This window comes from Candidatus Methylobacter favarea (genome assembly GCF_902806695.1).
Classification (GTDB): Bacteria; Pseudomonadota; Gammaproteobacteria; order Methylococcales; family Methylomonadaceae; genus Methylobacter_B; species Methylobacter_B favarea.
The window spans coordinates 48,861-61,312 of sequence record NZ_CADCXN010000042.1; the positions used below are offsets into that span (position 1 = coordinate 48,861).

Genomic DNA, 12,452 nt, shown 5'->3' on the forward strand with positions numbered 1-12,452 from the left:
TTGAACCATGACTTTTACTACTGCCGATCTTTGCGATGCGCATTCCGATGAAGAATATTTTCAGATTGCCGAGCCTCTGTTCAGGCCTTATGGCGCCAGGCCTGCCTTTTGCGGGCAGATCACCACGGTGAAAGTTTTCGAGGATAATGTTCTGGTCAAAGCAATTCTGGAACAGAAAGTTGAAAATAGAGTACTCGTTATTGATGGCGGCGGTTCGCACCGGTGCGCGCTGGTCGGCGATAATCTGGCCAGGATTGCCATTGACAATGGCTGGCAGGGCATGGTGATTTATGGCTGCATCCGGGATTGCGCCATTATTGATAAACTTCCCATTGGCATTCGCGCATTGCATACCCATCCTCTAAAGAGCCATAAATCCGGCCATGGCGACCGCGATCTGTTAATCACTTTTGCCGGCGTCAATTTCAGAAAAAATCATTATTTATATGCCGATACCGATGGAATCATCGTATCTGAAACCCTGTTGAGTTAAAATAACTCAACACTCCAACTTAAAGAAGCCAAACTATGCAAATTGTACTTGCCAACCCACGGGGATTCTGCGCCGGCGTAGACCGCGCCATTGAAATTGTTGATCAGGCCATCGAAGCCTTCGGGGCGCCGATTTATGTACGGCACGAAGTTGTGCACAACCGGACGGTGGTTGACGGTCTTAAAAAAAAAGGCGCCATTTTCATTGAAAATTTAAATGACGTGCCGGTCGGTTCCTATTTGATATTTAGCGCCCACGGCGTTTCCAAACAGGTACAGCAGGAAGCTAAAGAACGTAATTTAACAGTTTTTGATGCTACTTGCCCTCTGGTCACCAAAGTTCATTTGCAGGTTGCCAAACATGCAAAATCGGATCGCGAAGTGATTCTTATCGGTCATGCCGGACATCCGGAGGTTGAAGGCACCATGGGCCAGTATGAAAAAGCGACAAAAAATGGCGGCATCTATTTGGTGGAAACGCCGCAGGATGTTGAAAATCTGGTAGTAAACAATCCGAAAAATCTGGCTTATGTGACGCAGACTACCTTATCAATGACTGATACCAAAATCATGGTGGATGCTTTGAGAGCGCGCTTTACGGCCATTCAGGAACAGAAAAAAGATGACATCTGCTACGCCACCCAGAACCGTCAGGATGCTGTCTATGAACTGGCTAAAACAGCCGATACCATTCTTGTAGTGGGTTCGCCTAACAGCTCCAATTCCAACCGCCTGCGCGAGATTGCTGAACAGTTGGGCAAGAGGGCCTATCTGATAGATACTGCCGATGATATGCAGCAGAGCTGGTTTGAGGGAATTGCCGTGGTCGGCGTTACCGCCGGCGCTTCCGCACCGGAAGTACTGGTCCAGGAAGTTATCAATCAGTTAAGGCAATGGGGCGGGCAATCGACTATCGAGAATCAGGGCATAGAAGAAAAAGTCGTCTTTTCATTGCCCAGAGAATTAAAGAAACAGTTGGAACACTGATTTCTGTCTGACATCCCACTTTAGGTCAGAGACAAAATATTAAAAGTACTGTATGGCTGAACTGGAATCAATCCGTCTGGATAAATGGTTATGGACTGCGCGTTTTTTTAAGACGCGCAAACTGGCCGCCGAGGCCATCTCAGGCGGGAAAGTACATGTTAACGGCCAGCGCGCCAAACCCGGCAAGGAAGTTAAACCGGGCGCCGCTCTTTCCATAACCAGGGACAGCTGTCTCTGGGAAATTACAATTACTGCTATCTCAAGCCAACGCCGCCCGGCTAAGGAAGCGGCTTTACTCTACGAAGAAAGTAGTGAAAGTCTAGCCAGACGTGAACAACAAACCATTCAGCGTCGTGAACAGCGGGAATTATTTGATTTCAGCGCCAGCAATCACAAACCGAACAAGAAAGAAAGACGGCTGATTCACAGTTTCAAGCAAAAATAGAAAGGCGTCATCCACTTCTCTACAAACAGGTGGGCGGTTTAGGCAATCCAGCCAGCTTGCAGGCATATTTCAATGGCCCGTCAGGAAACAATTTATGCAAATACCGGCTATTGCCTTTATTATCTCCAAGTTCCCTGGCCACTGCCTTAATGAACACACGGCTATTTGGCAGGTACTTGAAGCGCTTGTAAAAATCACGCATAAACAAAATAATTTCCCAGTGGCCTTCTTGCAACGAGATATTATTTAACTCGGCAAGCCGCTTTGCGACTTCTTCGCTCCAGTCCGCGGGATTCACTAAAAAGCCCTGTTCGCTTGTTTCAGGACACAGCTTTTTAACTATCAACACCATGATTGAATTACCGTATTTTTAATAGTCAGGTCAACCAGCTCAGCATAGTCAATTACTTCTATTCCCTTAACCAGCTCCTCAGCCATTATTCCACGCACGCTTATGTCATCGGATAATACACAAAGCCGATTGGTGGTGAGTTGCCGGCTTAAGCTGTCACTTAGCGCCCCTTTTTGCAAAATGCGCAGAACCGAGTTTTCAAGGAAGACGATTACATCGCCAGAATCACTTCGTTCCAGGATGGCAGTCTCAATAGGCGATTGAAAAACAAGGTGCAACACGCTAATTTTTATCAGTCAATTTAAGGCCGATAATGCCGACGACTACCAGGGCAAGCGACACCAGCCGATATAAGTCGGCCGATTCCTTAAACAGGACAATGCCCGCTAAAGCCACTCCAACTGCTCCCATACCGGTCCAGACAGCATAAGCGGTTCCCAGCGGCAAGGTTTTTATTGCCATCATCAACAAATAGAAACTGACCACAGCGGACACCATTGTGCCTATGCTGGGCCACAGTTTGGTAAATCCCTGATTATATTTAAGACTTAAAGCAAACACTATTTCGGCGAAACCCGCAGAAAATAAAAGCACCCACGCCACGATTACCCCTTTCTTTGTGTATATATTTAAGATATTTTACAATAGCATGATGATATATACCTGAAAATTGCCCAGTATTATAAATGGAAAGCAAATCCTCGTTCCTGATCGGTAATCCAGCCCAAATAATCAGTCATCTATCGTTATTATTTAATAATAAATGCCTGATCAGCGCTAATTTTGGCGATAATAACGATTCCTTCATTACTACCATAATAAAAATTGATAAAAAAAATCATTCGCTAATTCTGGATTATGCCCCAAAAGAATATTTAAGTCAGCAAGCGCTTAATTCTGCCAATACAATTTTCAAAACTGAATACCTTGGCATCAAAGTCACTTTCCCCGTAACCCGGCTGATAAAAACTCAATATGAAGGAGGTCCGGCATTCATCATGCCTATTCCTGAGGTAATTCTTTGGATACAGCGCAGAGAATTCTACCGGGTAAAATCACCTGTTTCAAAGTCCAGTTACTGCAGGGTGTTACTGGAAAACCGGGAGCCAATCGATCTTAAGTTATATGATATCAGTCTCTCCGGTTTTTCAATGCTTAATGAAGCAGGCGAAATTTCTCATTTGCTGGTTCTTAACGCGCAGTTTGATCAATGCAGACTTGTACTCGCGGAAGCAGACGAAGATACTGTTTCTTTTGAAATACGAAATGTGTATCTGATTAACCCGGTAAAACTGAATAAAATTGAGAAAATAGGCTGTAAATTTACCCATATAACTTCTGCCTTTGAATCCGCTATCCAGCGCTATATGCAGAAGATCGAGAGAGAAAACAAATTTAAAACTTGACTCTTCTGACCTTAAACCGGACTGTTGCCTCTGGTTGATTTATAGCAGTTTGAATTCCGTTCCTTATGCCTGCCCCTTGTTTAATTCATGACTATTTCCTCGTACCCTGCTGCACAACGCCTGATACTGACTGTTACCCAACTGAACCGTGAAGTCAGTCAACTGCTTAACGAGCATTTTCTGACTGTTCTGGTTGAAGGTGAAATATCCAATTTGAGTACGCCCTCGTCAGGACATATCTATTTTTCTCTAAAAGATGCGAACGCCCAGATACGCTGTGCAATGTTTCGCACTTACCAGCGCAAACTGGATTTCAAGCCTGAAAACGGCAAACAGGTTGTGGTGAAAGCGCAGGTCAGTCTGTATGAGCCTAGAGGCGACTTCCAGCTTATTGTCGAGCATATTGAAAAAGCCGGCGACGGCGCTTTACGCAAGGCGTTTGATGCATTAAAACGTAAATTGCTAGAGGAAGGTTTGTTTGATATTGCCATCAAACAACGCCTGCCGGCCTTGCCAAAAGCCATAGGAATAATAACCTCGCCGTCAGGCGCTGCGATCAGGGACATTCTGACTGTTTTAAAAAGGCGGTTTGCGGCGGTGCCGGTTATTATTTATCCGGTTGCAGTACAGGGAGAAAATGCAAAAAATGAAATTGTCAGGGCACTGGCCACAGCTAATGAGCACAACCTATGCGATGTGATTATTCTGGCACGGGGCGGCGGATCACTGGAAGATCTCTGGGCCTTCAATGAAGAAATCGTTGCCCGGGCTATTTTTGCCAGCAAAATTCCAATCATTTCAGGCGTAGGGCACGAAACCGACGTTACCATCACTGATTTTGCGGCAGACTTGCGGGCAGCCACGCCCTCGGCAGCGGCTGAACATGCAACTCCCGACCATCAGGAATGGCTGGCCAAATTTATTTATTTCGAAGCTCGATTGCAACAGCAACTGCAGAGGAAACTGAGCCAGAAGCAGCAGTTATTAGGCTGGTTAACTAAAAGATTACAGCAGCTGCACCCCGGCAAGAAAATGGCAAGAAATGCGCAGCGAATGGACGAGCTTGAGTTAAGGCTTAATCAGGCCATTCAGATAAGGCTTCGCCATAATCTGAGCAAGCTTGAGACTAAAATGGCTAATTTATGGCAATTTAATCCTGCCGTACTTATAAAAAATCATCAACAGCGACAACTTTATTTAAGCAAATGCCTGATCAACATAACTCAACACAAACTGGATCAGTTAAACCAGCGCTTAGTAAACTCAAGCCAGACATTACATGCTGTCAGTCCCCTGGCGACATTGAAGCGAGGTTATGCAATGGCTATCCACCTGCCTTCCAGACAGCTTGTCCGCTCTACCGAACAGTTGGCCCCGGGCGATATGGTACAAACCCGCATTGCCCACGGTCAATTCACCAGTCAGATCCAGACGATTGAAGATGATTAACAGTCAATATACGGAAGAGATATCGCCTTTTGCTTCTTGCTGATTACGCTAAAGATCCGGCTTCAAACGGCCATTGCTCGATCACCTTATAAAAAACGCCGCCAGCCTTGCTACAGGATTCAACAAGACAAAATGAGTTGGCCTGCCAAACGACAGGTTCGCAATCCTGATCAACCCATGCGTTGCCATGTCTGGCCAGGGTAATATGAGGCGCATAAGGCCTGGCGTCAATTTGCAAACCGCAATTTTCAACCGCCAGACCCAACGCTTCGACCAATATCATTAATTTACTTGGCGGCGGCTGCCGAGAGGCAAGGCATAGCACTTTGGGTTTTTTCCAGTAAGTGAGCCGGTCAAACGTTACTACAAAAGGTTCGGCAGAAATAGCGGCGGCGCTTTTTTTAATTAATAATTCAGCGCTTGTGTCAATATTTCCTAAAAACACCAGGGTTACATGCAAATTTTGCGGCAGCACCCATTTGAATTCTTTAGCCTGAATGGACTGACACAACCGCACCAACTTTTGTCTGGTGGTATCGTCAGGCCATAAAGCAAAAAATAGTCTGGAAACATTGGCCATTGATTAAGCCCTGATTTGATTGACGGCCTGAATAATAACGCCGGTGAATAATTCTACTTTGTCAGATTAATGTGCAAGCTCGTCATACTCGCCGGGAAGCGGGTATCCAGTGCCATGGATGGCAAGGTCAAATCCATCCATGGAACCTAGATTCCGGCAATCCATGCCGGAATGACGATCTTGGAAAATAGTGATCGTGTAATCTGACAAAGTAGAGATAAGCTTCGACAAATTCATAGAGCGGCAGAACTTATTTTTTCCAGAACTCAGGCACGAATAAAATCACAATGGAGAATATTTGTACCCGGCCCAACAGCATGGCCAGAATACATACGCCTGATTGAAAATCGCTCAAACTGGCGTAAGTCATTGCCGGCCCCACTTGCTCAAGGCCGGGACCGGCATTGTTGAAGCAGGCGATAATCGCGGAGAAAGAGGTCATAAAATCCAGCCCGCTCAACAGCAGCATAAATACCAGAATTACAATGCTCATAAAATACAGAAAAATAAAACCGGTGATCGAAGTAACAATATCGTGGCTGACAACAGTATCGCCTATTTTCAGGGGCTTGACGGCATAAGGATGGATAAATTTATACAGTTCCAGTCGGGCTTGCCTCATAAGAACAATTGTCCGAATCATACGAATACCGCCGCCGGTAGAACCGGATGAGGCGGCAATACAACTCAAAAACAGCATCCACATAGGCACAAAAACAGGCCATTGATTAAAATCCTGGGTAGAGAATCCGCAATCTGTTGCAATAGTGACCACATTAAATGAAGCATGGCGCAAAGCGGTAAGGAAATCGGAATAGGTTCCTGCGTGCTGCAAAATCGCTGCCGACACCACACAGCTTACTAACATGAGCAGCAGAAAACTCCTTGCCTCCCGGTCCTGCCCATAAGGGTTTAATGAGCGTTTTTTAAAAACGATATAATGAGTGGCGAAATTGATGGCTGCCAGCAATTGAAATACCGTTAATACCACTTCGACAGATAAGGAATCGAAAAAACCTATACTGCTGTCATGCGTGGAAAAACCGCCCAAGCTCATCGCGGAAAAAGCATGACAGATTGCATCAAACCAGTTCATTCCCGCCAATCGCAAAGCGATAATGCAGGCCAACGTAATGCCCGCATAAACCAACCATAATGCTTTTGCTGTTTGGGCCACGCGCGGAGGCAAATCGGCTTCCTTGACAGTTCCCGGCGATTCAGCTTTGTACAATTGCATGCCGCCGATACCTAAAATAGGTAAAATGGCGACCGCAAAAATAATAATGCCCATGCCGGCAATCCAGCATAGCTCATGTCGCCAGAGATTAATTGACATCGGCAAATGGTCAATATCGCTTAGAACCGTGGCGCCGGTCGTAGTAAGAGCGGAAGCGACTTCGAAATAAGCATCGATAAAACTGATTCCCGGCAAATAAAACAGCAGCGGTAAAGTACAAAATACCGGCGTCAATGACCAGGTAATCGCCACTAACAGAAACCCTGCTTGCCTTGATACCGATTTGGGCGTTCGCAGGGTCGGGATAAACATCAGAGCGCCGGTCAGCAAGGTAATTAAAGAGCCCTTGGAAAAAGCGCTAGCGGCGCCGTCCCCGGCTATAAAGGAAGTCAGCAGACAGGTGGCCATTAAGCCGCTAAATCCCATTAGGACCAAGCCAAAGACGTGGATAATAATAACAATGACATTCATGTCAGCATTTAAAAGCCAGGCTGCACCACAGCAGCAAAAGACGAAAAACTGGGTTATCGTATTGTTGCCTGCCAGAACAATGAGGCATAAAGAGCAGCAAAGGTTCGCAAAACAATATCATCAGCACGGTTGTTGCGCCCCTTATGGTTGAAGCGGCTGAAAAATCTTCTCGATCTCTGCAACCAGTTTTTTTTCCCTCGCAAACATTATGACATGATCGCCTTCTTCAAATACTGTGTCATGATGGATTGGAATGACTTGCTGCTGGCGAATCAATGCGCCCATCACAATGCCGGCAGGAAACTTTATACTGTCTACCCGTTGCCCAACCACTGAATGAGGGCCGCCGCTTCGATGGGCTATGGCCTCTATGGCTTCGGCGGTGCCGCCGCATAACGAACTGACCTGGGCTACGTCACCTCTGCGTACATGCTTTAAAATGCTGCCCAGCGTTTCCTGGTTGGGGAGCACAGCCACATCAATACCGGTGCCGGGTAATAATTTGCTGTAAGAAACATGATTAAGTAGACAGATGGCCTTGCGGGCGCCCAAATTTTTAGCCAGGGAAGCGGAAATAATGTTTACACCGTCATTATCGGTGATGGCGCAAAACAAATCGGTATTGTCGATGGACTCATCCAGCAACAAGGTATCGTCAACGCAATCCCCCCTCAATACCACCGTATGTTCAAGATCATTGGCGATTTTTTTTGCCCTGACAGGGTCTTTTTCGATGATTTTTACATGATGATCATTTTCCAGCGCCAGCGCCAACCGTTTGCCAATATGGCCGCCGCCGGCAATAATGATACGATTTAACGGGGCCTCCAGCTTGTCCAATGCCTTCAACACTCGACGCACTTCATTGCGAGGCGCAACGAAAAAAACCTCATCGCCTGTAGCTACAATGGCTTCGCCATCCACCGCCTGGGGCACGCCTTGCCGAAAAATTGCCACCACGCGGATTTTGCCGTCAGCCAGGCGTTCCTTCACGTCATTAATTCTTTTACCCGTCAAAAAGCCGCCATTCACCACTTTAACTGAAAACAGCCGTACCAGGCCCTCAGCAAAATCGGAAATATGCAGAACACCGGGAAAGTCGATTAAATTGCGAATTGATTCCATAACCATCTGTTCCGGACTGATGACAATATCTACCGGTATGCCCGCTGGACCGAATAATTTCGGATTTTTCAGATAATCAATGGCCCGTACCCGCGCGATGGTTTTAGGACGGCTATACAGCGTATTGATAATCATGCAGGCCAGCATATTAGTCTCATCACGGTCGGTTACCGCAATAACCATGTCGGCAGTATCTAACCCTGCCTGTTCCAGAACAGTAGGATGAGCTGCATTACCTGTGACCGTCGCTATATCAAATCTTTCTTTTAAGGCATCGAGCAGTTGCTGTTTGAAATCAATAACAACAATATCATTCTCTTCACTCGCCAATGCGCTGGCAACTGACGAGCCGGTAACGCCGGCGCCAAGGATCACTATTTTCATTGAACCAATATGCCAAATAAAACATTCATAAGAGGTGTCGCAATTTTGACACGAAATTATATATTTTACAGGAATAGCTGATGTTTAACACTTTCGGACACTTTCAGAAATTTGAGGCGGTCGGACTTTTCCGTGTAAATGCTAAAATACCTGACTCAGTTACCTGCCCTCAGCATAGCCATGAACCGGTTCATTCTGTTGCTTAAGACACCAATTACCTGTTGCTGGCTCCGGTAGACAACCGGTTAGCGGCAAATCCTCTGGCCCGCGTCATCGCCGCGGCGAGCGATCAGCTAGCTGGATCCAACAAAGCTGATATGGAAGTACACGGGTCGCAGCTCGTCGGCGCATCAGCCGCCGGTGCCGTTGGACTTGCGGGCATACGGCCGAGCCGGCTGTGTATTTTGCAGTGACACACTGTCTTGAGTCTGCCGAAAGCAAACGACGCTGCGCTCGGCTGCAGGCGCTTCCTGCCTGAAAGCCGGAGCTGGAACCGCCAAGGCGAGGTGATTACTTCTGGCTGGTTTGCACGGATAAGCGCTTGAAAGGATGGGAAACAAGGGATTACTTCGAGTAAAATCCGATTCAAATAACCGCCTTGCTGGCGATACTTTGCCAGACTGATCCTGATTTACGGCATAGCCTTCGTATTTTCATTTAAAAAGCCCTGCTCTCTGGCTAACTGCATGTGGTTATACACATTTCTCCCATCCCCCCTGCAGCGGTATCCCAGGGCCATGGCCTAGCTGGGGGTAATCGTTTTGTAACGTCCCGGTAGCCTGAATTCCAGCATCCCTCCGGAGAGCGGATTTGCATTACCCGGCTTTGGACGGGATCCGACCGGATAGATTAATGGCGGACTTGTTCAGGGTATGGGCTAAACAGTCAACTGCCTAAAAAACTGAACTTGTTGTTTCAATTTATCAATTCCTTAACTCGATAATACTGTTCCAGCGCCTCCGGATTGGCCAGGGCATGCTGATTTTTTACCGGCTGTCCATGAATGATATTGCGTACCGCCAGTTCGGCGATTTTGCCGTTTTTGGTGCGGGGAATAGCGCTTACCTGCAGAATTTCTGACGGCACATGCCGGGGCGATGCATTTTGCCTGATCTGCTGTTTGATCTTCGTTTTCAATTGTTCCGATAACGCCTCGCCCTGGGGCAGAACGACAAATAAAATGATCCGGCAATCCCCGTCAACGTCCTGGCCGACCACCAGGCTTTCCAGAACTTCATCCAGCTGCTCCACTTGCCGATAAATTTCAGCGGTGCCGATTCGAACGCCTCCGGGATTGAGCACGGCATCCGAACGGCCGTAAATGATCATGCCGCCGCTGTCTGTCAGCGCCACATAATCGCCGTGCCGCCACACGCCCGGAAATTTTTCAAAATAGGCCGCATGATACCGGCGCTGATCGGGATCGTTCCAGAAGCCGACCGGCATCGATGGAAAGGGCGCCTTGCAGACCAGTTCGCCTTTTTCCTCTAACAGCGGCCGGCCGTTGTCGTCGAAAACATCGACGTTCATCGCCAGCCCCCGGCACTGGATCTCTCCGCGCCGCACCGGCAACACAGGACAACCGAGCACAAAGCAGGAAATAATGTCCGTGCCGCCGGAAATCGATGACAGGCAGACATCGGATTTGACCGATTCGTAGACAAAATCGAACGCTTCCGGCGCCAGCGGCGATCCGGTCGATAAAATCGACTTGAGCGATGACAGGTGATGGGACTTTTTAGGGATAACAGCGAATTTTTTGAGGGCGTCGATATACTTCGCGGAAACTCCAAAAACAGTGATCTGAAATTCATCAATCAAGTCAAACAATGCGTCAGCCTTGGGATAAAGCGGCGCGCCGTCATACAATACCAATTCTGCACCGGCTGCCAGTGCGGAAGCCAGCCAGTTCCACATCATCCAGCCGCAGGTGGTGTAATAAAACAGACGCTCGCCAGGATGGATGTCCACATGCAGCAAATGTTCTTTCAGATGCTGGATCAAGGTCCCCCCGACTCCATGCACAATACATTTCGGCGGCCCCGTCGTGCCGGAAGAATAAAGAATAAACAACGGGTCATCGAACGCCATCGGCATAAACTCTATCAGCCGGTTTTCCGGAAAATTTCCGAGATAGTCTTGCCAGAGCGCTACCTGATGACTGGCCCTGAACGATTCGCTGTTCAGATAAGGAATCAATACGGTAGTCTGCACCGATGGCAGCGCCTTGAGCAACGGTTCAAGCTGATCCTGCCTAGCAAATGCCTTGCCGTTAAAAGTATAGCCGTCGCAGACAAACAGCACCTTGGGTTCGATCTGGCTGAAACGGTCCAAGATGCCCGCAACCCCGAAATCCGGTGAACAACTGCTCCAGACTGCGCCGAGGCTGGCGGTTGCCAGCATTGCGATAATGGCTTCGGGAAGATTTGGCAAGACGCCGGCCACGCGATCGCCGGGCCTGACATTGTCATTTTTGAGGGCTTGGGCAAGCCGGGAAACCTGACGATAGAGATCGCTATAGGAAAGCCGTCGGGTTGCGCCGTTTTCTCCCTGAAAGCTGATTGCAAAGCGGCGCTTATCGCACTGACGCAATAAATTTTCCGCATAGTTGAGCCGGGCCTCAGGAAACCATTTGGCTCCGGGCATTCTTTCTTGATGCGCTAAAACCAACTTCCCTTTATGCGCGGCTTTAATACCCGCAAAATCCCACAGCAAATCCCAAAAAGCGGCGGGGTTTTCAATAGTCCACTGGTAAAGCGCATGATATTCGGCAATGTTAACACCATAGCGCTCTCTCACCGCTTTCATGAAGCGGGTAATATTGGCGTTTTGCCGCCGTGCTGATGACGGCTGCCAAAGCACTGGATTCATGTTGTTCCCCGATGGCTAAATACATTCGATAAGAGCGAAAACGGTTCAGGTAAGTTCAGGGCTTTCTATTTCACCGGGAGCGCTATTTTTGTAGAAAAGCTCAATGAAGATAACAGTCGCTATGAATTTTAATGTGACACTCTTGTCCGGCATTGCTTTAGGCCACATCGCTTTCACGCTTGATAATAAACAGGCTTGAGCCGCCGGCCTTTACTATCCTCCCTGCCCTTTTGAATCGCAAAGCCGGAGCAGCCAGTAGCTTCGTTCCGGATACAGGGAATCATGTATGGGCAGCTCCTGGAATCCAAGCTTGGCATAGAGAGCCCTCATTCCCCTGGCTGAAATATCCGTTCGTCCGAGGCGGTAGGTGAAGCCTTGACTGCGAAGCTCATTAATAAGCGCCACAGAGAGTCGCTCGGCAATATGGCAGCGTCGAAAACCAGGATCCACTCCCAGACCGCTGACATAAAACACCCGCTTGCCTCCCTCCGCCAGGAAATCGAGGGCATGAGCGCCGGAAATTTCGCTAAGAAGCTGTTTGGAAATTCATCTTTTCGCCCATAAGGTATCAATTTTGATTATGAAATAAATAGTATGAGCACAAAAAACGGAAAAAACGTTACCCGAGTAATTTGAGTGAGGGGGCATGGCGG

General features: G+C 47.8%; 13 protein-coding genes. 5 read left to right on the forward strand and 8 right to left on the reverse strand.

The genetic code is table 11. The features are described from left to right. The first annotated feature begins 7 nt into the window (after positions 1-7). Genes rraA through HUX64_RS03720 form a run of 3 tightly spaced genes read left to right on the forward strand, consistent with a single transcriptional unit; the run spans position 8 to position 1,924 of the window. The gene (rraA, locus tag HUX64_RS03710; RefSeq protein WP_174624891.1) at positions 8-493 is read left to right on the forward strand and encodes a ribonuclease E activity regulator RraA; all 486 of its coding nucleotides are present in this window, start codon (positions 8-10) and stop codon (positions 491-493) included. A gap of 35 nt (positions 494-528) precedes the next feature. Beyond that, the gene (gene ispH / locus HUX64_RS03715) at positions 529-1,479 is read left to right on the forward strand and encodes a 4-hydroxy-3-methylbut-2-enyl diphosphate reductase (RefSeq protein WP_174624892.1); all 951 of its coding nucleotides are present in this window, start codon (positions 529-531) and stop codon (positions 1,477-1,479) included. 52 nt (positions 1,480-1,531) lie between these two features. Continuing rightward, positions 1,532-1,924 carry an RNA-binding S4 domain-containing protein gene (locus tag HUX64_RS03720; RefSeq protein WP_174624893.1) on the forward strand — a complete coding sequence of 131 codons (393 nt, stop codon included), beginning with the start codon at positions 1,532-1,534 and terminating at the stop codon, positions 1,922-1,924. 19 nt (positions 1,925-1,943) lie between these two features. Here the strand turns inward: HUX64_RS03720 and HUX64_RS03725 are convergent, their stop codons facing one another. Genes HUX64_RS03725 through HUX64_RS03735 form a run of 3 tightly spaced genes read right to left on the reverse strand, consistent with a single transcriptional unit; the run spans position 1,944 to position 2,879 of the window. Beyond that, positions 1,944-2,276 (reverse strand): TusE/DsrC/DsvC family sulfur relay protein, encoded by a 333-nt coding sequence (locus tag HUX64_RS03725; protein WP_174624894.1) that lies wholly within the window; start codon positions 2,274-2,276, stop codon positions 1,944-1,946. Continuing rightward, positions 2,267-2,557 (reverse strand): sulfurtransferase complex subunit TusB, encoded by a 291-nt coding sequence (gene tusB, locus HUX64_RS03730; RefSeq protein WP_174624895.1) that lies wholly within the window; start codon positions 2,555-2,557, stop codon positions 2,267-2,269. Before tusB ends, HUX64_RS03725 begins: the two co-directional genes overlap by 10 nt. A gap of 1 nt (position 2,558) precedes the next feature. After that, entirely contained in the window at positions 2,559-2,879 is a 321-nt protein-coding gene (locus tag HUX64_RS03735) for a DMT family transporter (protein WP_174624896.1), read from the reverse strand. Positions 2,880-2,962: 83 nt separating this feature from the next. Between HUX64_RS03735 and HUX64_RS03740 the strand changes: the two genes are divergently transcribed. Further along, entirely contained in the window at positions 2,963-3,682 is a 720-nt protein-coding gene (locus tag HUX64_RS03740; RefSeq protein ID WP_174624897.1) for a flagellar brake protein, read from the forward strand. An 87-nt stretch (positions 3,683-3,769) separates the two neighbouring features. Beyond that, a complete protein-coding gene (gene xseA, locus HUX64_RS03745) occupies positions 3,770-5,131 on the forward strand; it encodes an exodeoxyribonuclease VII large subunit (RefSeq protein WP_174624898.1) in 1,362 nt (453 codons plus the stop codon). 43 nt (positions 5,132-5,174) lie between these two features. On the opposite strand, the gene thpR is transcribed toward xseA, so the two are convergent. The 5 genes from thpR to HUX64_RS03770 form a co-directional block, all read right to left on the reverse strand. Beyond that, positions 5,175-5,711 carry an RNA 2',3'-cyclic phosphodiesterase gene (gene thpR / locus HUX64_RS03750; RefSeq protein ID WP_174624899.1) on the reverse strand — a complete coding sequence of 179 codons (537 nt, stop codon included), beginning with the start codon at positions 5,709-5,711 and terminating at the stop codon, positions 5,175-5,177. Between the two features lie 250 nt (positions 5,712-5,961). Continuing rightward, positions 5,962-7,419 carry a TrkH family potassium uptake protein gene (locus tag HUX64_RS03755; RefSeq protein ID WP_174624900.1) on the reverse strand — a complete coding sequence of 486 codons (1,458 nt, stop codon included), beginning with the start codon at positions 7,417-7,419 and terminating at the stop codon, positions 5,962-5,964. A gap of 141 nt (positions 7,420-7,560) precedes the next feature. After that, positions 7,561-8,928 (reverse strand): Trk system potassium transporter TrkA, encoded by a 1,368-nt coding sequence (gene trkA / locus HUX64_RS03760; RefSeq protein ID WP_174624901.1) that lies wholly within the window; start codon positions 8,926-8,928, stop codon positions 7,561-7,563. Positions 8,929-9,843: 915 nt separating this feature from the next. Next, on the reverse strand, positions 9,844-11,799 hold the full coding sequence (locus HUX64_RS03765) for an acetoacetate--CoA ligase (RefSeq protein ID WP_174624902.1): 1,956 nt from the start codon (positions 11,797-11,799) through the stop codon (positions 9,844-9,846). 213 nt (positions 11,800-12,012) lie between these two features. After that, positions 12,013-12,345: a GNAT family N-acetyltransferase gene (locus tag HUX64_RS03770; protein WP_174624906.1), complete on the reverse strand. Its 333-nt coding sequence runs from the start codon at positions 12,343-12,345 to the stop codon at positions 12,013-12,015. Positions 12,346-12,452 lie beyond the last annotated feature (107 nt).

What these genes read in the sequence shown, in the direction of transcription:
- HUX64_RS03740 (WP_174624897.1), top strand. Translation starts at nt 2,963, where the DNA reads ATGGAAAGCAAATCCTCGTTCCTGATCGGTAATCCAGCCCAAATAATC.
- rraA (WP_174624891.1), top strand. Translation starts at nt 8, where the DNA reads ATGACTTTTACTACTGCCGATCTTTGCGATGCGCATTCCGATGAAGAA.
- HUX64_RS03720 (WP_174624893.1), top strand. Translation starts at nt 1,532, where the DNA reads ATGGCTGAACTGGAATCAATCCGTCTGGATAAATGGTTATGGACTGCG.
- thpR (WP_174624899.1), bottom strand. Translation starts at nt 5,711, where the DNA reads ATGGCCAATGTTTCCAGACTATTTTTTGCTTTATGGCCTGACGATACC.
- HUX64_RS03755 (WP_174624900.1), bottom strand. Translation starts at nt 7,419, where the DNA reads ATGAATGTCATTGTTATTATTATCCACGTCTTTGGCTTGGTCCTAATG.
- ispH (WP_174624892.1), top strand. Translation starts at nt 529, where the DNA reads ATGCAAATTGTACTTGCCAACCCACGGGGATTCTGCGCCGGCGTAGAC.
- HUX64_RS03725 (WP_174624894.1), bottom strand. Translation starts at nt 2,276, where the DNA reads ATGGTGTTGATAGTTAAAAAGCTGTGTCCTGAAACAAGCGAACAGGGC.
- xseA (WP_174624898.1), top strand. Translation starts at nt 3,770, where the DNA reads ATGACTATTTCCTCGTACCCTGCTGCACAACGCCTGATACTGACTGTT.
- HUX64_RS03765 (WP_174624902.1), bottom strand. Translation starts at nt 11,799, where the DNA reads ATGAATCCAGTGCTTTGGCAGCCGTCATCAGCACGGCGGCAAAACGCC.
- trkA (WP_174624901.1), bottom strand. Translation starts at nt 8,928, where the DNA reads ATGAAAATAGTGATCCTTGGCGCCGGCGTTACCGGCTCGTCAGTTGCC.